This is a genomic window from Pseudomonas sp. MPC6 (genome assembly GCF_006094435.1).
Taxonomy (GTDB): domain Bacteria; phylum Pseudomonadota; class Gammaproteobacteria; order Pseudomonadales; family Pseudomonadaceae; genus Aquipseudomonas.
Genome location: NZ_CP034783.1, coordinates 468,984 through 488,988, shown reverse-complemented (window position 1 = coordinate 488,988; position 20,005 = coordinate 468,984). Strand labels below are relative to the sequence as shown.

Genomic DNA, 20,005 nt, shown 5'->3' with positions numbered 1-20,005 from the left:
CATTTGATCTGTGGTGTTCACAAATTTTCGGCACAACGCCGAACAAATGTGGGAGCGGGCTTGCTCGCGAAGAGGCCGGCACTATCACCGCAAATCTCTTTAAACCACCGCAGCCCGCCGCTGCACGAACCGGTCGACATACTCATCCGCCGGCGAATGCAGGATCTCTCTCGGCGTACCGACCTGAATCAGCCGGCCGTCCTTGAGGATCGCAATGCGGTTGCCGATCCGCACGGCCTCGTCGAGGTCGTGGGTGATGAAGACGATGGTCTTGTGCAGGGTCTTTTGCAGCTCCAGCAACTGATCCTGCATTTCAGCGCGGATGAGTGGATCAAGGGCGCTGAACGCTTCGTCCATCAGGATGATGTCGGTGTCCGCCGCGAGTGCGCGGGCCAGGCCCACACGCTGGCGCATGCCGCCCGACAACTGATGCGGGTATTTGTTTTCGTAGCCCTTGAGGCCCACGGTGTTGATCCAGTGCAGCGCGCGCTCGGTGCACATCTGCTTGCTCTCGCCACGCACTTTCAGGCCGTAGGCGACGTTGTCCACCACGGTTTTGTGCGGCAACAGGCCGAAGCTCTGGAACACCATGCTGATCTTGTGTCGGCGAAATTCGCGCAGGGCGTCCATGTCGTATTGCAGGATGTCCACGCCGTCCACCAGGATCGCGCCGCTGGTCGGGTCGATCAGGCGATTGAAGTGGCGCACCAGCGTCGACTTGCCGGAACCCGACAGGCCCATGATCACGAAGATCTCGCCGGTGCCGATGCTCAGCGACAGGTCGTTGACGCCGACCACGCAGCCGGTTTCGGCCAAAACCTGGTCCTTGGTCTTGCCCTGGCCGACCATGGCCAGCGCTTCCTTGGAACGGTTGCCGAAAATCTTGAAGACGTTCTTGACTTCAATCTTGCTGATGGCTTCGTTGTTCATTTGCTCACCTCATGCCGTGGCCGACCATACGCCTGAGTAATGCGGTCGATGACCACTGCCAGAATCACGATCGCCAGACCGGCTTCGAGGCCTCGTCCGACGTTGAGGGTCTGAATCCCCACCAACACGTCTTCGCCCAGGCCACGGGCACCGATCATCGAGGCAATCACTACCATCGACAGGGCCATCATGGTGGTCTGGTTGATCCCGGCCATGATGCTCGGCAGGGCCAGCGGCAGTTGCACGCCAAACAGTTGCTGCCAGCGGTTGGCACCGAAGGCGTTGATCGCTTCCATCACTTCACCGTCGACCTGGCGAATGCCCAGGTCGGTCAGACGGATCAGCGGTGGCGCCGCGTAGATGACGGTGGCGAAAATCGCCGGGACCTTGCCCAGGCCGAACAGCATCAGCACCGGGATCAGGTACACGAAGCTCGGCATGGTCTGCATGATGTCCAGCAGCGGCATCAGCACCGAACGCAGGCGATTGCTGCGCGCCGAGAGAATGCCCAGCGGAATGCCGATCAGCACCGAGATGACCGTCGCCACCATCATCAGCGCCAGGGTCTGCATCAGCTTGTCCCAGAGGCCGACCGCCCCCACCAGGAACAGCAGGCCGACGATGACGGACGTGGTCACGACTTTGCGGGTCGCGTGCCAGGCAACGCCCGCCACGATCGCCAGCATCAGCCACCAGGGGGCCGCACGTAGCAGCCCTTCAAGATTGACGATGGCCCACAACAGGGTGTCGGAGATGCTGCGGAACACATCGCCGTAGTTGGTGACCAGCGAATCGACCCAACTGTTGACCCAGTCGGCGATGGAAAAAGTAAAGTTTTCGGGAAACATAAGAGACTCTCAATCAAGGGGTTGCGATCAAGCATCCGACTGCCGCTGACGGCAGCCGGTAAAGCTCGACCTACAAGGCCGCGTCGATCTTTTTGGCTGCGTCTTCGCTCACCCATGCGTGCCAGACTTCAGGATGTTCCTTGAGGAAGATTTTCGCCAGTTTTGGTGACTCGATCCGCTCTTTGGCCATGCGCCCGAGGTTCTGGTTCAGCAGGTCGATCGGCAGGTTGACCTTTTCCAGCACGGCCACCAGTTCCGGGGCTTGCTCGTGGAAGGTTTTGGACAGGCCGACCTTGATGGTCACGCTCTTGTCCACACCCGGTTTTTCTTCAAGCTTGACCAGGTCGACCTGGCCCATCAGCGGGGTTGGCGACCAGTAGTAGAACAGGATCGGCTCGCCACGCTTGTAGCTCGACAGCACCGCTGCATCCAGCGCCGGGCCAGTGCCTGGGCGGAAGTTGGTGTAGGTGCTTTCCAGGCCGTAGCTTTTGAGCATTTCGCTGTTGTCCAGCTCACAGGTCCAGCCGGCCGGGCAGTTATAGAAGCGGCCCTTGGATGGCTCTTCCTGATCCTTGAACACGGTGGCGTATTTGCCCAGATCGGCGATCGCCTTGAGGTCCGGGGCTTTTGGCTCCAGCTTGCGCTTGGCGTCGCCTTCGATCACGTAACGCGGCACATACCAGCCTTCGACCGCGCCAACGACCGGAGCGCCGACACCGACCACCTTGCCGGCCTTCTCGGCCTTGTTCCAGACTTCGCTGCGGCCGACCCATTCTTCGGCGAACACTTGAATATCGTTGCTGCTCAGGGCGTTTTCCATGGTGATGGAGTTGCCTGGCAGGCTGTCCGTCTTGCAGTCGTAGCCTTTCTCCAGCACCACTTGCATGACATCGGTCAGCAGCATGCCGCTTTCCCAGTTCAGGCCGGCGAATTTCACCGGTTTGCCCGACTCGCACCAACCGGCTGCCTGAGTGGCGCCGGCACTGGCGAGCAGGCCCATGGAAAGCAATGTGGTCAGCAGGGTCTTGTTCGATTTCATTGTGTGACGCTCCTAATCATGAATTGGCTTACGGCAGTCAAGAGGCATCCAGCCCTGTCCACGTCCAATCAGGCCTGCACCGCAGTGCGACAGGCCCCGCTTGTTTTGGGTTGTACAACGCTGTCCTGCTCGATCGGCAGGATCAGTTGATCGGGTACTGCGCTGTGCCATTTTTTCGCACACACGTAATACAAGGCTGCGGGAAGCACCAGCCCGATGATCCAGGAAATATCCACCCCACCCAGAGCGTCCACCAGCGGACCGGTATAGAACTTGGTGGAGATGAACGGCAGTTGCACCAGCACACCGAAGACATAGACGCTGATGCCGAGGGGGTTCCAACGGCCGTAGCGACCGTTCGGATCGGCCAGCGCCGGCACGTCATAGCGCTCGCGAGTGATGCAGTAGTAGTCCACCAGGTTGATCGCGCTCCATGGCGTAAAGAACGCCAGCAAGAACAGGATGAAGGACTTGAACGCACCGAGGAACGAGTGCTGACCGAGCAACGCGATCAGGGTCGCCGTGCCGACGATGACCAGCACGAAGACCAGACGCTGCAAGCGCGTCACTTTCAGGTCGCCACGGAAACCGCTGATGACGGTCGCAATGCACATGAAGCTGCCGTAGGAGTTCAGCGTGGAGATGGTGACCTTCCCGAACGCGATGCTGAAGTACAGCAGCGCAGCGGTGGCACCGGTACCGCCCAGACCCACGATGTAGGCCACTTCGTGGCCGGCGAACTGCCCGTTGGCCGAGGCGGCGGCAAGCACGCCGAGGATCATCGCCACCTGTGCGCCAATCACCGAACCCGCACCGGCCGCGAAAAAGGTCTTCACCGAGGAAGTCTTGCTCGGCAGGTAGCGTGAATAGTCAGCCACGTAGGGGCCGAAGGCGATCTGCCAGGACGCCGCGAGCGACACCGCGAGCAGAAAGCTGGTCCAGCTGAAGTGGCGGATTTGCAGGAGCGCGCCAACATCAGTCTGGCTCATCAGGCGACTGAACAGGTAAACGAAGGCAATCACGCCAATGACGCTGGCGACACGGCCGATGAAATGGATCACCCGATAACCGAGCACCGTGACCAGCACGATGACACTGGCGAAGATGAGGATACCGACGCTGTCGCTGACGCCAAACAACTGGCCCAGCGCCTGGCCGGAAAGCACGGTGCCCGTTGCGGTGAAACCGAGGTACATCAGACAGACCAGCACGATCGGGATGGCCGCGCCATACACGCCGAACTGCACCCGGCTGGAGATCATCTGCGGCAGGCCAAGCTTGGGCCCTTGCGCGGCATGCAGCGCCATTACGCCACCGCCGAGCAGTTGACCGATCAACAGACCGATCAACGACCAGAACACGTCACCGCCCAGCACCACGGCCAGGGCCCCGGTGACAATCGCGGTGATTTGCAGGTTGGCGCCCATCCACAGGGTGAACTGGCTCAACAGACGACCGTGTCTCTCCGCTTCCGGGATGTAGTCGATCGAACGTTTCTCGATCAACGGTTTGTTGCCTGCACGATCGTCATTAACAGCCATTGTTCAACCTCTGTGGATTGTTATTCTGGGTTGGTGATCCCTGTAGGAGCGAGCTTGCTCGCCAAGGCGTCCTTCCTGGCACACCGAGGTGCATCATTCGCTGGCAAGCCAGCTCCTACAGGTTTTGCGTCAAGCCAAGGCCTGTTTTATTTGCCGGTAATCATCGGCAGGTTCAGCCCCTGTTCCTTGGCGCAATCGATCGCGATCTGATAACCCGCATCGGCGTGACGCATGACACCGGTCGCCGGGTCGTTGTGCAGCACGCGAGCGATACGCTCGGCCGCTTCGTCAGTACCGTCGCAGACAATCACCATGCCCGAATGCTGGGAGAAGCCCATGCCGACGCCGCCGCCGTGGTGCAGGGAAACCCAGGTCGCGCCGCTCGCAGTGTTGAGCAGGGCGTTGAGCAGTGGCCAGTCGGACACAGCGTCGGAACCGTCCTGCATCGACTCGGTTTCGCGGTTCGGGCTGGCTACGGAACCGGAGTCCAGGTGGTCACGACCGATCACGATTGGCGCGGACAATTCACCACTACGGACCATTTCGTTGAATGCCAGACCCAGCTTGGCGCGCAGGCCCAGGCCAACCCAGCAGATACGTGCCGGCAGACCCTGGAAGCTGATGCGCTCGCGAGCCATGTCCAGCCAGTTGTGCAGGTGCGCGTCGTCCGGGATCAGTTCCTTGACCTTGGCGTCGGTTTTGTAAATGTCTTCAGCGTTGCCCGACAGTGCAGCCCAACGGAATGGACCGATGCCGCGGCAGAACAGCGGACGGATGTAAGCCGGCACGAAACCCGGGAAGTCGAATGCGTTTTCCACGCCTTCTTCCTGGGCCATCTGACGGATGTTGTTGCCGTAGTCGAAGGTCGGAATGCCCATTTTCTGGAATTCGAGCATCGCTTTGACGTGCACGGCCATCGATTGCTTGGCGGCTTTGACCACGGCAGCAGGCTCGGTCTTGGCACGAGCGCGGTACTCTTCCCAGGTCCAGCCGGCCGGCAGGTAACCGTTGAGCGGATCGTGGGCACTGGTCTGGTCGGTGACCATGTCCGGGCGCACGCCGCGCTTGACCAGTTCCGGCAGGATTTCCGCCGCGTTGCCCAGCAGCGCGATGGAGATCGCCTTGCCTTCCTTGGTGTATTTGGCGATGCGGGCCAGCGCGTCGTCGAGGTCGGTGGCTTGTTCATCGACATAACGGCTGTTCAGGCGGAAATCGATGCTGACCTGCTGGCATTCGATGTTCAGCGAGCAAGCGCCGGCCAGGGTCGCCGCCAGTGGTTGAGCGCCGCCCATGCCGCCGAGGCCGGCGGTCAGGACCCAACGACCTTTGAGGTCATCGTTGTAGTGTTGGCGACCGGCTTCGACGAAGGTTTCGTAGGTGCCTTGAACGATGCCCTGGCTGCCGATGTAGATCCAGCTGCCGGCGGTCATCTGGCCATACATGGCCAGGCCTTTGGCGTCCAGTTCGTTGAAGTGTTCCCAGCTCGCCCAGTGCGGCACCAGGTTGGAGTTGGCGATCAGTACGCGCGGGGCATTGGTGTGGGTCTTGAACACGCCGACCGGCTTGCCGGATTGCACCAGCAGGGTCTCGTCGTCGTTCAGGTTGGTCAGGCTTTCAACGATCTTGTCGTAGCATTCCCAGTTACGTGCCGCACGACCGATACCACCGTAAACCACCAATTCCTTAGGGTTCTCGGCGACTTCCGGGTCGAGGTTGTTCATCAGCATGCGCAGCGGCGCTTCGGTCAGCCAGCTCTTGGCGGTCAGTTTGTTACCGCGGGCTGCGCGGATTTCAACGTCACGAAACTTTGTAGGTTTATTCTCAGTCACGAAAAGAACTCCTCAGCAATCAATCCAAACCAACCCAGTGGGCGAGCAAGCCGGTGAGCAGAAAGGCACACCAGCGAATCAGTGGACGCCGGTCGAGTCTTCGTGACTCATACGCATACGTCTTTACTTGTACATACAAGCATATGCAATCATGCGGCCAACTTGTTGGATGAGCACTCAAGAAAAATCCTGAAAGGACTGGAAAGCGCCTGGATCAAGGGCTCTGACGAAGATGAAATTTTTCGGGGCGGGATGTGGCGGAAGAAGTGACGCTGTTACTTGAGCGTGGTTTTGCGCCACGCTGGGGCGTTCGGTAACAAGTTGGTGCGCAATGGGAAACGCTAAAGACCACAAAGAACGCAGCCGAAGCTCCTGAATGAGTGAGGTGATCGCAAAATTCGCGTCGAACGCCCCCCATAGTACGCCCGCCCCTGTGTAGCTCCGCGATTACGGTTGGTGGACGCTGCAATCAATGAGGCAATTTCAGAAACGTCCTACTTACTTTAGGCAATCAAAGCCCTATGGTTTCGCCTTCGTTACGTTGATTTCACCCAGTACAAAGCCGTCGGAGTGGAACGACAATTTAGTGAAAAATGGAAGAGTCATTTCTTCACCCCGGAGAGATTCACATTGAGAGCATTAGCCTGTATTGGAGACAAAACAACATACGGTGAGGTTCTATCGGCCTCAGCAACATGGTTTGAAGGTAACAAACCAATTGTTCAATCGGGCGACCTTGCTCGATGCAGTCAGTGTAAGGGAGCGTTTCCCATCATAGGGACGGCTCACGACTGGTCAGAACAACAACCCTACGTTGCAATGGGCGACAAGGTAGCCTGTGGGTGCTCTGATCACGTTGTGTACGCTTCAGCTACTCAGTACACCACTGTTGCATCTAACTCTGAGCATACCTTTGCTCAAACCTCGACCTTCGACAATTCCGCCCCTCCACCAATCCACATTGCGAAATCCTTCGCCCAGTCTTTTGCCATCACCGACAGCCACACTGGCATGCCGCTGGCCAATCGCACTTATATTGCGATGGTTGATGGACTTCGAAAGGTTGGGGTCACGGACTCTAACGGCATAGCATATGTCGAGGCATATACTGCCAGCTCTGTGATCGAGCTTCACGTGATGTTCCAGGCTCCTGCCCGTGAGTTGACCGACTTTTTGGAGGATATCGTATGAGCAGAGCAAACTTCACAACGACGACAAAGGCGCAGGAAGTGAAGCCCGACCAGCCGATACACCCTGTTTCTATTACGGTTAACGATCGCGCCGCCACACGTGATGTGATAATCAGAAAACTTCGATCGCTGCAAGCAACATTCGTCGAGCGATCATTCTGGGGAGCGCTGAAAGGCAAGCCGGAGATGGTACTCGATTGGGACTACACCATGATTGCGCTGCACCATGCTGGCCGCTCATACGAATGTACTCCCGGGGGCATTAAGCAGATGCAAGGCATCCAAGCCCAACATATGGGCAATAAATTTGATGATATCGGCTATCACTACGGCATCGCCTGTGACGGCACGGTTCTAGAAGGACGCGATATTCGGCTTCAAGCGTCAAGCGTTAAGCTTTTCAATAAAGGCGTCATTGGCATTGTGCTTCTTGAGAATCTGACCACAGCAGAAGAAGGGGGAGACATAGTTTCCAAAGGGCGCGAAGCACTCGAATTTATAGGATATAGCACAACTAACGTGATACCTGCAGCGCAAATTGACGCGCTACTGCATTTGATCAATGCACTAAAAAGTGTATTCATGATTGAACGATTCGGCGGTCACAGAGAGTACCCAGGGCAAGATAGAGATGGAAAAACTTGCCCTGGAAACATTGGCATGGAGCTAGTAAGGAATATCCGTATAAAAACACAATTATTGCCACCGCCAAACCCGCGAGCCCAATGAAATATTTCCTCCTCTCAGCCCTTCTCGCGACATTGGCAATCCTGAATGTCGGGTACTACAACGAAGTCTCTGAAGGTGAAGTAAGAGCGATTTTTTTTATAAAAAAATCCCCTGCACTAAGAATGAAGTTCCATAATATTCACGCTAATGATGGCGACTATCGTAAGGTAGATAAGCTCAGCGATGAATTACGACAGGACATAATTGATTACTGCAAATATAGATTAGGTATTGAAACCGAAGTAAAAACGCAAGCTGATGTGGAAATGTGCGCAAAAATGTAGACGAATTATCTCAAAACTGGCAAGACCACTTCCACAGTTCTGGTAAAGATGCTTTGGAGGCGGACTTTAACCGGTCAAGCAATCTGAACACCAAAACCTCCCTGGCGGTGGGCTCAAGATTTTGGTGGTCATAGCGAGTACCCAGGACAGGTCTCCAAAGAACCGTGTCCTACGTTGGCTTCTACGAAGCTCTTGCAGATGACGATATTGGTCGAGCATTACATTGAATGCAAGCACGACCGTTTTTGGTTGCAAACCGCCACACATAAGAGCCGCAGGCTGCAACCATTTAAGGATTAGAATCAGCGTGCGATCAGTTCGATCACACAGCACTGGCCATTGCTGGAGACTTCCAGCAGGCCGACGTTACCGTCGAGTTGCAGGCAATCATGGCGATCCAGTTGTGAGGCGTTGTTACCGACCTTCACTTCCAGCGCATCGGCCACGCTGAACACCAACACAGTCCCGGCCGAACTGAAAAACCGCTGCTCGCCCGCCAGCCACTGCAACCGCGCGCTGTAACGCTGCGGCGCATAAATCAGGTTGAAATCGCGAATCGGCCCCCCGAGCAGCGCGCACGACACCTGGCTCTCGCCGCAGAAGGCGAACGGGTCCAGCGGTAACAATGGCCGAGTGTCCTGGCCGTCAACGCGCAAGATCATGCCCTCGCCCTGCAGCACGGTGATCACCCGCTCATAACCGGCGAACGTCGAGAAGCCGCCCGATTCGCCGATATCGGCAATCGAAAGACGCCAACCGAAACCATCGAGACCGGCGCCGGCATCACGGGTAATTTCTTCAGTGCTGCCGCCACCGTTTTTCCACGGCATGCGCGGGTAATCTGCCGCGCGCAAGACTTTCAACTGACTCATCTTTGCCCCTTACTTATGAAAGCGCCCTTCCAGACGATGGCGCGAACCCGGGTGGATCAAACGGGCGGCCGTCACCGGCTGACGGCCGGACCAGGTCCGGCGACGAATCAGCAGGCACGGCTCGCCTTTTTCAATCTGCAGCAATTTGCATTCGGACGGCTCGGCCAGAATCGCCTCGACCACGTGCTCGCCTTCGGTCAGCGGCGCGACCTGATTCAGGTAGGCGTAGGGCGTTTGCAGGGTGAAATCCTGCTTGAGGTAGTCCGGCGCCACCAGTGCGTTGACGAAACGGTCTTCGATTTGCACCGGGATATCGTTCTCGTAATGCACGATCAACGAGTGGAACACCTTCTGGCCTTCACGCATGTCCAGCGCCAGGGCCCGCTCGGAACCGGCGGCCTCTTCTTCAAGGATGATCACCTTGCAGGCGTGGCGATGGCCACGAGAGGCGATCTCGTCGGCGATGTTGTGCACTTCAAACAACGCGGACTGGCTTTTCGGCTCGGCGACGAAGGTCCCGACGCCCTGCATGCGCACCAGCAGACCGTCGGCGGTCATCTCGCGCAAGGCCCGGTTGATGGTCATGCGGCTGAAACCCAGCTGGCTGACCAGCTCGCTTTCCGACGGAACGCGGTAGTGCGGCGGCCAGTTTCCACTGTCGATCTGCTGGGTGATCATTTGTTTGACGCGGGCATACAAGGGCGCCGGACTGTCGCCCAGATTGGCGCTCAGATTGGCATTTGGCGGCAATGTGGCTGGCGGAGTCGGCACGGGTAATCCTTGTTCATCTGATAGAGATTGCTAGCTTGCCGGAGTTTACCGGGCAGGCAAACGTCTGTATATGTATATACAAATAACACACGATGGGGTGCTGAACCATGTCCGCCTTCTTTGCCGATCGCGCGCTGCTGCCTAGTGGATGGGCCAACAATGTACGTCTTGAGGTCAATGCCGAGGGCATCCTGACCCATATCCAGGCCGATTCTCACGCAGATGGCGCCGAACGGCTAAGCGGTCCGCTGCTGCCGGGAATGCCCAACCTGCACTCCCACGCCTTCCAGCGGGCCATGGCCGGGCTGGCGGAAGTGGCGGGTAATCCGAACGACAGTTTCTGGACCTGGCGCGATTTGATGTATCGCCTCGTCGGAAAAATCAGCCCGGATCAACTCGGCGTCATCGCGCGTCAGCTGTACATCGAAATGCTCAAGGCCGGTTATACCTCGGTCGCGGAATTTCATTACGTGCATCACGACAGCAATGGTCAGCCTTACGCAGACCCGGCCGAACTGGCCCTGCGCATCAGCCAGGCTGCCAGTGCCGCCGGCATCGGCCTGACGCTGTTGCCCGTGCTGTACAGCCATTCCGGTTTCGGCGGCCAGGCCCCGAACGATGGCCAGCGGCGCTTTATCAACAGCACCGAAAACTATCTCAAGCTGCAGTCGCGCTTGCAGCCGATCCTGGCGCAACAGCCGGCACAGTCGCTGGGTCTGTGTTTCCACTCGTTGCGTGCAGTCACACCGCAGCAGATCAGCGAAGTGCTGGCAGCCAGCGACCCACAGTGCCCGGTACACATTCACATCGCAGAACAGCAGAAGGAAGTCGATGACTGCCTGGGCTGGAGTGGCCGGCGTCCGCTGCAATGGCTGTACGAAAATACCGAAGTCGATCAACGCTGGTGCCTGGTCCACGCCACCCACGCCAACCCGGAGGAAGTCACGCTGATGGCCAAGAGCCGCGCCATTGCCGGCCTGTGCCTGACCACCGAAGCCAACCTCGGCGACGGGATTTTCCCTGCGGTGGATTTCCTGGCCCAGGGCGGGCGCATGGGCATCGGTTCCGACAGCCATGTGTCGCTCAGCGTGGTGGAAGAATTGCGTTGGCTGGAATACGGCCAGCGGCTGCGTGATCAGCGGCGTAACCGGTTGTATGGCGCGGATCAGCCAATGGTTGGCCGCACGCTGTATGACGCGGCGCTGGAGGGCGGGGCTCAGGCAATGGGGCAGCCGATCGGCGCACTGGAAGTTGGCAAGCGTGCGGATTGGCTGGTGCTGGACGGCAATGATCCGTACCTGGCGACGGCCAGTGGTGACGGGATCTTGAACCGTTGGTTGTTTGCCGGTGGTGATCGGCAGGTGCGCGATGTGCTGGTCAATGGCCAGTGGGTTGTGCGTGACGGGCGTCATGCCGACGAAGAAGAGAGCAACCGAGCGTTCACCCAGGTCTTGCGCGATCTCCTCGGCTGACGCAAACCCCCTGGTTGATGCAAACCTCCTGTAGGAGCTGGCCTGCCAGCGAAGAGGCCATCAGGTTCAACGATGATGTTGACTGGTAAACCGCCTTCGCTGGCAAGCCAGCTCCTACACAAGCCAGCTCCTACAGGGGGATATGCGTGCTCAGTTCGAGGTCTTGGCCATCTGCGCATCCGATGCGCGCCAGATCAGACGCGTGGTGTCGTAGCCCTGCTGGCGCGCCTTGCTCAGCAGTTCTTCACGCACTACACCGTTAACCGTCGGAGTCCGCGACAGCAGCCACAGATATTTGCGGCTCGAGTCGCCAACGATTGCCGTCTTGTAGTCTTCGCTGACGTACAACACCCAGTATTCTCCCTTCACCATACCTGGCAGCAAACGCGAGACCCAGGTGTCGAATTCGACCAAGAGCTTGTCAGTCTTGCCGGGCACCTGCGGAGACGCCGTGCCCTTGATCTCTTCCCATTGCCAGTCCGACGTCAGGCAGCGGTTCAACACCAGCACGTTGCCGTCAGGCTTGAGGGTGTAATGGGCTTCGGATTGCGCGCAGTTGCGCTGGAAGTACATGGGCAGACGAGCCAGCTCGTACCAGGTGCCCTGGTAACGCTTGAGGTTGACACCGTCGACGGTCTTGGGCGCCAACGGGTCTTCGCCGGAAGTGGCGCAGCCGGCTAGTATCAGGCCGGCAAAAAGTAAAATCAGTAACCGCTTCATTGTTTTTCTCCCGTGGGCGTATAGCCCCGGATTACTTCAGGCCTTGGCCGGAAAACATCAGCACTTTGTCACCGGCGTACTGCACGCTGATGAAGCTGTTTTTGTCGCCCCAGGTGCAGCTGGACATGCCGAGCGCGCCCGAGCAGTCGGCGGGTTTACCCAGCAAGGTTTCAACCTCGGCTTTGGGCATGCCTGCCGACAGCTTCGAATAGTTTTCCTGATTGACCTTGCTGCACGCAGCCAACAACACGCAGAACGAAAGCAGGGCGATGGAACGCAGCGACATGGTGTGGCTCCTGGGGCGAAGGGGAATGGCATGTCTGCCAAGCAGAAGCTTAGAAGAGAAAACCCTCATGTGGTTCCCCGAACGTTCGGCTATTTGTTTCGCCATTGGTCTGGGTTATTTCCGCAAAATCAGCCCCTTTGCTTTGCTGTTGGATATTTCGTCGATTTTGACGAAAGACGCCTAATCTTTGACGCCGGCCAGTCGACACAGGTAGGAGCGAGCTTGCTCCTACACCAGCCCCCTCCGCGGTAGATCATTTAATGACCAGAAACATGAAGTTCAGCCACAAGATCTTGTTGGCTGCCGCCCTCGTGGTGGCCGTTGCATTCGCTTGTTTCATCCTGTTCAACGACTACCGCCAGCGCCAGACCTTGCGCAGCAGTACCGAAGCCTCGATGCAGGAACTCGGCAGCCTGACCACCAGCAATATCCAGACCTGGCTGGAAAGCCGCATCCAGTTGCTGCAATCGCTGTCCCAGCAACTCGCCGTCGATGGCAGCGCCCAGGCCAGCCTCAAGCGCGCCATCGACCTGCCGGCCTACACCAGCAACTTCCAACTGAGTTACTTCGGCGGCATAGATGGCGTGATGTTCTCGATTCCGGCCGGCAATCGCGCCGCGGACTATGATCCCCGTACCCGTGGCTGGTACAAGGCGGCCACTAGTGCGCAGCAGACAATCGTTACCGAACCCTACATCGCGGCCTCGTCAGGCAAACTGGTGATCACCGTCGCCACCCCGGTGAAGCATCAGAACCAGATGATTGGCGTCGTCGGCGCAGACATCGATCTGTCCAGTGTCAGCGCCATCATCAACTCGCTGAATTTCGGCGGTCACGGCCATGCGTTCATCGTCAGTGCCGACGGCAAGATCCTGATCCACCCGGACAGCACACTGGTACTCAAGGGTCTGGTCGACGCTTATCCGAACGGCACGCCAAAAGTCAGCCCGGGGATGAAAGAAGTCGAGATCGACGGCAAGCGCCAGTTCATCTCCTTCACCCACGTCAACGGTGTGCCGTCGGCGGACTGGTATGTCGCGCTGGTACTGGACCAGGAAACCGCCTTCGCGATGCTCAGCGAATTTCGCACCTCGGCGATCATTGCCATGGTGATCGCGGTGGTGATCATCATCGCGCTGCTGGGGATGTTGATCAGCTTCCTGATGCAGCCGCTGTTGACCATGGGTCGCGCGATGCATGACATCGCCGAAGGCGAAGGCGACCTGACCAAACGCCTGACCATCCACGGCCATGACGAATTCGGCGCGCTGGGCACCTCGTTCAACCGTTTTGTCGAACGTATCCACAGCTCGATTCGGGAAGTGGCCTCGGCGACCGGCCAGGTCAACGAAGTGGCCTTGCGGGTGGTGGCCGCGTCGAACTCGTCGATGTTCAACTCCGATCAGCAAGCCTCGCGCACCAGCAGCGTCGCCGCGGCCATCAACGAATTGGGCGCTGCCGCCCAGGAAATCGCCCAGAACGCCGCCCTCGCCTCCCAGCACTCGAGCGATGCCCGCAGCCTGGCCGAGGATGGTCAGCAAGTGGTGGATAAAACCATCGCGGCGATGCAACAGCTCTCGGCGAAGATCAGCGATTCGTGCGGCAACATCGAGACGCTCAACAGCAACACGGTCAACATCGGGCAGATTCTGGAAGTGATCACCAGCATCTCGCAGCAGACCAACCTGTTGGCGCTCAACGCAGCCATTGAAGCGGCGCGTGCGGGCGAAGCCGGACGCGGGTTTGCCGTGGTCGCCGACGAAGTGCGCAACCTCGCCCATCGCACTCAGGATTCGGCGCAGCAAGTGCAGAAGATGATCGAGGAACTGCAAGTGGGCGCCCGGGAAGCGGTCAGCATCATGACCGACAGCCAGCGCCAGAGCGAAAGCAGCGTCGGCATCGCCAATCAGGCTGGCGAACGCCTGGGCAGCGTCACTGCGCGCATCGGCGAGATCGACGGGATGAACCAGTCGGTGGCGACGGCGACGGAAGAGCAGACGGCCGTGGTGGAGTCGATCAACGTCGACATTACCGAGATCAACACGCTGAATCAGGAAGGGGTGGAGAACTTGCAGGCGACCTTGCGTGCGTGTTCCGATCTTGAGCAGCAGGCGGCCCGGCTTAAACAGTTGGTGGGCAGTTTCAGGATCTAGTGTCTGAATCGGCCTCTTCGCGGGCAAGCCTCGCTCCTACAGGTTATGCGCGGTATCAAATATTGCACTAGCCCTGTAAGAGCGAGGCTTGCCCGCGAAGGCGGCATCAGCAGCAATCGAAAACTAAAACCGAGAGCCCGGCCTGGAGAGAAACGCCAACTCCTCAGCAGTAGACTCCCTTCCCAACACCGCATTCCTGTGCGGAAACCGCCCAAACCGCGCAATCACCTGCTGATGCTGCTCGGCATAGTCCAGGTAATCGTTGAACAGTGTCCGATCGGACTCCGGCTGTTGCGCAACCAGATCGATGTACCTGGAAACGGCTTCATTCTGCACCGCCAGATTCTCGCAGTGCTCGAACACCAGGTAGATGAACACCCGCTCGATAGGCCGCAACTGCCGGTCGAAATCCGCAGCAATGCCTTGCGCCACCAGCGCCTGGGCCCTGAGATCGCCGGAAAAGGATTTTGGAGAGTCGCGAAAGATCATCCGCGGCAGTTGATCGAGCAACAACACCAGGGCCAGCCAACCATCGGGACGTTGCGCCCACTCGGTCAATCCGCCGGCCAGTGCCTGCTCGACCCAGCCCCCGAAACGCGTTCGCGCTTCGAGGTCCTGGCTGTCGCGTTTGCCAAACCATAACCTGCCCTTGTCAGCCGCTATTTCGCTGGGGGATTCGAACGTACCGAACCACCACTCGAGCAACGGCTGCCAGGGCGCGGTCATGGTTTATTCCTTGTGGTAAGCCGTGACGCGTGCGACTTCTTCTTTCGAACCGAGGAACACCGCGACACGCTGGTGCAAGCCGTCGGGTTTGATGTCGAGGATGCGCTGATGGCCATCGGTGGAAGCGCCGCCGGCCTGTTCAACCAGGAACGACATCGGGTTGGCTTCGTACATCAGACGCAGCTTGCCCGGCTTGGACGGCTCGCGGCTGTCGCGTGGGTACATGAACAAGCCACCACGGGTCAGGATGCGGTGCACATCGGCGACCATCGCCGCGACCCAGCGCATGTTGTAGTTCTTTTTCAGCGGGCCTTCTTCGCCAGCCAGCAGTTCGCTGACGTAGCGTTGTACCGGCGCTTCCCAGTGACGCTGGTTGGACGAGTTGATCGCGAATTCCTGGGTGGTTTCAGGGATCTTGATGTCTTCGTGAGTCAGCACGAAGCTGCCCATTTCACGGTCCAGGGTGAAGCCTTTCACGCCGTCGCCCAGAGTCAGGATCAACATGGTCTGTGGACCATAGATCGCGTAACCGGCAGCCACTTGTTCGGTGCCTGGCTGCAGGAAAGCCTTTTCGTTCAAGGGCTCGTTCTGGCTCAGGTATTCGTTCGGGCAACGCAGTACCGAGAAGATCGTGCCGACCGGCGCGTTGATATCGATGTTCGACGAACCGTCCAGCGGGTCGAACACCAGCAGGTACGCGCCTTTCGGGTATTTGCCCGGGATCTGGTAGGCGTTGTCCATTTCTTCGGACGCCATGCCGGCCAGGTGACCGCCCCATTCGTTGGCTTCGAGCAGGATCTCGTTGGAGATCACGTCGAGTTTTTTCTGCACTTCACCTTGAACGTTTTCAGTGCCCATGCTGCCCAGAACACCACCGAGGGCGCCTTTGGACACGGCGTGGTTGATCTCTTTGCAAGCACGCGCCACCACTTCGATCAGGAAACGCAGATCGGCAGGGGTGTTGTTGCTACGGGTCTGCTCAATCAAATAGCGACTCAAGGTAACGCGGGACATGGAAGGCTCCGGTGGAATGGGGGGGCTGAAAACCCGCGCAGTTTAACGCGAGTCGGGGCGCATTTCCTCCTATCAGACGTGTTACACCCAATAGAGTTCATGCCCCCGGATGAGCGTAGTTCGAAACCGGCGTCTTTTCCGCCAGATAAATCGCATTCAGCAGCAGGTTCGCGCCCCCATTGGAATGCGTACATTTGTCCACTCAAGACGACACGCCTTCGGTTTGCGGGGCCGGTTTTGCAGGATCAGGCACAGCATCAACGCGCCTGGGCGGCAACGGGGCGAAATAACCGACCACCAACAGCAAAACACCCACTCCGATAAACGACACGATCCGTGCCAGCCCGCCGCGGTTGCTCAATTCGACAAAGAACAGCTTGGCCACCACTACGCCGATCAGCGCCGCACCGATCAGCCAGACTTCGCGGCGATGGCGCAGATGACCGCCGATCATCAGGCTCAGGGCGATCAAGGTCCAGACGATGGAGAGGCCGGCCTGAACCCGCATGGAGTCGAGCAAGGCATCCAGTTCGAATGGCACATCGCCCCAGTGGTGGGCGGTGCGCATCACCAGCGCAGTAAAGAATGCAAACAGCGAAACCCCGGCGATCAGCCGCGCGGCTTGCGCGGCGTAATCCTTGCGAATCGCCCATTGCGTCACCGCGCTGCGTGACCAGACGTAGACGCCGAACAGCGCGAACAGCAGGCCTGACTCCAGCGGGTTGATCAGTGGCACATAGGGCAGCGGCTCGGCAGAGCCATCACTGACGACGTTCGCCAGCCAGAACCAGCCGAGCATCAACAATGCCAGGGGGGCTGCCGCGTATAGACGGTATTCCCGGGGATAAGCCGACACCGGCCAAGGCCAGGCACGGGGCGCAGCCGCGAGCACCAGATACAGGCTTGGCAGCATTGCCCAACCCAACCAGCGCCAGGCGTTGTAGTGCTCGGACAACACCATCAAGCCGTAGCGCAACTCCAGCGCCAGTACCCCGATCAGCAGCCAACAGCCTAGGACATGCGCTGTGCTCAGGGGACGCGCCGGCAACATTGGCGCCAGACGCCGCAGGGAAATGAAATGCACAACGAACACCGCCGTCCAGGCTAACCAGGCGATATCGGCAGCCGGGTGATAACGCGAGTGCCAAGCCGCCAGCAATACCAGGCCGGCGGCGGGCATCAGCACGGTGCAGAGCAATCCCAATGACGGCCATTTCAGACGCAGCGCCAACATTGCCCACAAGGCGACACTGATCGCCGCGACCCACAGCAATAACGTCGCTTGCACATTCACAGGGGCAAACCGCAGCACTTCACCGATCCACGCCAGCGCCCACCAGAGCGCGCCCCACACCAGCAACACGTCGGACAAACGCTGCACACTCGATGTATCGAGCGCCGAGGCAGGGTTGCCGAACTGCAACCGCCAAGCCCCGACCATCGCGGCCAGGCCCAGCACCCACGGGGTCCAGAAACCGCCATGGGCCAAGGGGCGCAGACCTTCGCCGGCCAACGGCCCGAACAGATCAGGTCCGGCCAGCAGGAACGCCGCGCCGCCCAGTAATTGCACGGCAAACGCGCTGAACAGGAACGTCCAGGATTGCAGACGCAAGCCGCCAAACAGCGTCGCCAACCCCCCCAGCGCCCAACTGATCGCCGTACCTTGGGTGAAGAAGAACAGCGGTGCCAGCAAGTACAGAAAGGCCAGACCGAGGCTGGCCAGCACTGGCAACCCTTTACGCTCCCACTGCGAAGCCTGTCCAGGCAAAGCGCTGCGCAATTGATAGAAGCTGAACAACAACGCCCCGCCGAGCATCAACGCCCCCAGCGGCGCCCCGCCCAGCAGGCTGCTCGCGCCCATGCGCAGTTCACCGAGGAACGCCAGCGCCGAACCCAGTTGCAGCAGCAGGGCAAAGGCCCGGGCCAGCGGTCGTTGCTGACGCAGGCCGAGCCAGAAAATCCCCGCACCTTCCACTGCCCAGGCGGCAGCCGTCCAGCGGGCGTCGAGCCCCAGCGGAATCGCCAGGGTGGCGAAGATCACGCCCAGCGCCAGACAGGTTTGCGCCAACAGCAAGGTCCGCCCCCCGTTCAGCCATCGGGCGAGCCCCATGTAGATCATGCCCAACACCAACGCACTGAACGCCGCGGCGAAATCCAGGTGCCGCACTAACGCGAACTGCAAGCCGAAGCCCACCAGCGGCGGGCCGAACAGCAAGGTGCCGTCGACATAGTCACCCTTGCGCGACGATCGGCGCGGCAGCGCCTCGCGGCTGTCATCCCCGGCCGCGTCAGCCCTCTCCAGCAGCTTGCGCCGGGCAAATAGCAGGCCGATGGCCAGGTACATCAGGAAGAACAGAATCAGGAACGGCTCGGTGCTCCACAACAGGTCCGGTGCATAGGCGCGCAGGCCCCAGGCCAAACCGATGCCGAAGGTGCCGACAAAACCGATCAGGTTGAGCAAACGCCAGGCCTTGAACCAGGCGATGGCGAGGATGCCGGCATTGAGCAAGGCGAAGTAACTGAACAGCACAACGTGATTGCCGACGCCGGTGGACGTCAGGATAGGCGCCGCGAAACCGCCGAGTGCCGCAGCGACAGCCAGCCCCAAAGCGTCCTGGGTAATGGCCAGAGTCGCCGAGAACAGCGTCACCGCGACCAGCAGAGCCAACGCCGTCGATGGATCGAGCAGCGGATGCAGGCGCATCGCGGCAAACACGGTCAGGTACAACACCGCGATCCCGGTGCCTTGCAGCACCAGTGCGTATTGGCTGTTGCGCGCCCTGAGCCACCAACCCAACCCCAGGAGGACCAATGCCGCCGTCGCGACGCCGACGTAACGCAACTCAATCGGCACCACCATGCCTTCGGTGGCATAACGCAGTAGAAATGCCAGGCCAAGGAACAACAGCACCACGCCGACTCGCAGGACGGTGTTGCCGCCGAACAGCCAGGCGCGGACGACGCTGATAGCGCGTTCGATCAAATCGGGGTCGCGAGGGATGGCCGATTGATGCGGTTTGCGGGCAACCGGCTCGGGTTTCCAGGCATCGACGGGCGGCGGGGGCCTGGTTTCGGTGGCCGCAACCGATATCGGTTCGAGTTCGGGCGGGAGTTCCCAGATCAATTCGGGGGGTTGGGCAGAAACATCATCGACAATGATTTCAGCGGACGGAGCGGGCTCGCGGACTTCAGCCGATTTGACGCCTGACACCTCCAACATGACCAGACGCTGCTCGACCGCATGCAGTGCAACCTGTGCCTTTTCAAGCAGCAAGCGTTGCTCGGCGGCCTGTGAACCCAGACGGCCGATGCAAATGGCCTGGCCGATCCCCAACCCGAGCAATGCGCCCAACAGCGCATCGCTGAACGACTCGTCGAGCATCCAGCCCAGCACCAGGCCAATCAGCATGAACATCCATTGCATGGTCGATATCCCTAAGCGCAGTGGCCAATCCAAGAAGATTAGCGCAGCCCGTACAGCAAAGATCGCAGCGTCCGGCAGCGCCTGCACCGACCGCATTCACCCGATGTCAGGTGAACGCCGACTGTAGGAGCTGCCGAAGGCTGCGATCTTTTCCGGGGCGACATTATATCGACCCGA

At 59.4% G+C, this 20,005-nt stretch carries 18 protein-coding genes; 6 read left to right on the top strand and 12 right to left on the bottom strand.

The genetic code is table 11. From position 1 onward, the window contains the following. Positions 1-99: 99 nt before the first annotated feature. The 5 genes from ELQ88_RS04255 to hutU form a co-directional block, all read right to left on the bottom strand. Positions 100-930: a glycine betaine/L-proline ABC transporter ATP-binding protein gene (locus ELQ88_RS04255; RefSeq protein WP_128872227.1), complete on the bottom strand. Its 831-nt coding sequence runs from the start codon at positions 928-930 to the stop codon at positions 100-102. After that, positions 927-1,778 carry a proline/glycine betaine ABC transporter permease gene (locus ELQ88_RS04250; protein ID WP_128872228.1) on the bottom strand — a complete coding sequence of 284 codons (852 nt, stop codon included), beginning with the start codon at positions 1,776-1,778 and terminating at the stop codon, positions 927-929. Before ELQ88_RS04250 ends, ELQ88_RS04255 begins: the two co-directional genes overlap by 4 nt. A 70-nt stretch (positions 1,779-1,848) precedes the next feature. Then, positions 1,849-2,817, bottom strand: a complete 969-nt coding sequence (locus tag ELQ88_RS04245; protein ID WP_128872229.1) for an ABC transporter substrate-binding protein — start codon at positions 2,815-2,817, stop codon at positions 1,849-1,851. Positions 2,818-2,885: 68 nt separating this feature from the next. After that, positions 2,886-4,358, bottom strand: a complete 1,473-nt coding sequence (locus ELQ88_RS04240; protein WP_128872230.1) for a cytosine permease — start codon at positions 4,356-4,358, stop codon at positions 2,886-2,888. Between the two features lie 146 nt (positions 4,359-4,504). Next, entirely contained in the window at positions 4,505-6,187 is a 1,683-nt protein-coding gene (hutU, locus tag ELQ88_RS04230; RefSeq protein ID WP_128872231.1) for a urocanate hydratase, read from the bottom strand. A 570-nt stretch (positions 6,188-6,757) separates the two neighbouring features. On the opposite strand from hutU, the gene ELQ88_RS04225 reads away from it, so the two are divergent. The 3 genes from ELQ88_RS04225 to ELQ88_RS04215 are packed head-to-tail and all read left to right on the top strand — an operon-like array spanning position 6,758 to position 8,390. Then, on the top strand, positions 6,758-7,378 hold the full coding sequence (locus tag ELQ88_RS04225) for a PAAR domain-containing protein (protein ID WP_161599948.1): 621 nt from the start codon (positions 6,758-6,760) through the stop codon (positions 7,376-7,378). After that, on the top strand, positions 7,375-8,106 hold the full coding sequence (locus ELQ88_RS04220) for a peptidoglycan recognition family protein (protein WP_138963803.1): 732 nt from the start codon (positions 7,375-7,377) through the stop codon (positions 8,104-8,106). The genes ELQ88_RS04225 and ELQ88_RS04220 overlap by 4 nt, the downstream gene beginning before the upstream one ends. Further along, positions 8,103-8,390, top strand: coding sequence for a hypothetical protein (locus ELQ88_RS04215; protein WP_138963801.1), 288 nt, complete (start codon positions 8,103-8,105; stop codon positions 8,388-8,390). Before ELQ88_RS04220 ends, ELQ88_RS04215 begins: the two co-directional genes overlap by 4 nt. 302 nt (positions 8,391-8,692) lie before the next feature. On the opposite strand, the gene ELQ88_RS04210 is transcribed toward ELQ88_RS04215, so the two are convergent. Further along, positions 8,693-9,262 (bottom strand): HutD family protein, encoded by a 570-nt coding sequence (locus ELQ88_RS04210; RefSeq protein ID WP_138963799.1) that lies wholly within the window; start codon positions 9,260-9,262, stop codon positions 8,693-8,695. Between the two features lie 9 nt (positions 9,263-9,271). Next, entirely contained in the window at positions 9,272-9,940 is a 669-nt protein-coding gene (gene hutC, locus ELQ88_RS04205) for a histidine utilization repressor (protein WP_228761636.1), read from the bottom strand. A 200-nt stretch (positions 9,941-10,140) separates the two neighbouring features. Here hutC and ELQ88_RS04200 point away from each other — a divergent pair, with 200 nt between their 5' ends. Next, positions 10,141-11,505 (top strand): formimidoylglutamate deiminase, encoded by a 1,365-nt coding sequence (locus ELQ88_RS04200; protein WP_128872234.1) that lies wholly within the window; start codon positions 10,141-10,143, stop codon positions 11,503-11,505. 150 nt (positions 11,506-11,655) lie between these two features. Here the strand turns inward: ELQ88_RS04200 and ELQ88_RS04195 are convergent, their stop codons facing one another. Together ELQ88_RS04195 and ELQ88_RS04190 are read right to left on the bottom strand one after the other, a co-directional pair. Continuing rightward, on the bottom strand, positions 11,656-12,225 hold the full coding sequence (locus ELQ88_RS04195; protein ID WP_138963797.1) for a lipocalin family protein: 570 nt from the start codon (positions 12,223-12,225) through the stop codon (positions 11,656-11,658). 31 nt (positions 12,226-12,256) lie between these two features. Further along, positions 12,257-12,511 (bottom strand): hypothetical protein, encoded by a 255-nt coding sequence (locus tag ELQ88_RS04190; RefSeq protein WP_128872236.1) that lies wholly within the window; start codon positions 12,509-12,511, stop codon positions 12,257-12,259. On the opposite strand from ELQ88_RS04190, the gene ELQ88_RS04185 reads away from it, so the two are divergent. Together ELQ88_RS04185 and ELQ88_RS04180 are read left to right on the top strand one after the other, a co-directional pair. Beyond that, positions 12,495-12,695, top strand: a complete 201-nt coding sequence (locus tag ELQ88_RS04185; protein ID WP_138963796.1) for a hypothetical protein — start codon at positions 12,495-12,497, stop codon at positions 12,693-12,695. The two genes, ELQ88_RS04190 and ELQ88_RS04185, sit on opposite strands and share 17 nt — an antisense overlap. 76 nt (positions 12,696-12,771) lie before the next feature. Next, positions 12,772-14,664, top strand: a complete 1,893-nt coding sequence (locus ELQ88_RS04180) for a methyl-accepting chemotaxis protein (RefSeq protein ID WP_228761588.1) — start codon at positions 12,772-12,774, stop codon at positions 14,662-14,664. Positions 14,665-14,787: 123 nt separating this feature from the next. Here ELQ88_RS04180 and ELQ88_RS04175 read toward each other — a convergent pair whose 3' ends face one another. The 3 genes from ELQ88_RS04175 to ELQ88_RS04165 all read right to left on the bottom strand — a co-directional run bounded on the left by ELQ88_RS04175 (position 14,788) and on the right by ELQ88_RS04165 (position 19,828). Further along, positions 14,788-15,390, bottom strand: a complete 603-nt coding sequence (locus ELQ88_RS04175; protein ID WP_128872239.1) for a DUF924 family protein — start codon at positions 15,388-15,390, stop codon at positions 14,788-14,790. A 3-nt stretch (positions 15,391-15,393) separates the two neighbouring features. Continuing rightward, positions 15,394-16,404, bottom strand: a complete 1,011-nt coding sequence (locus tag ELQ88_RS04170) for a class 1 fructose-bisphosphatase (RefSeq protein WP_128872240.1) — start codon at positions 16,402-16,404, stop codon at positions 15,394-15,396. A gap of 202 nt (positions 16,405-16,606) precedes the next feature. Then, positions 16,607-19,828, bottom strand: coding sequence for a DUF2339 domain-containing protein (locus ELQ88_RS04165; RefSeq protein ID WP_138963792.1), 3,222 nt, complete (start codon positions 19,826-19,828; stop codon positions 16,607-16,609). Positions 19,829-20,005: the final 177 nt, after the last annotated feature.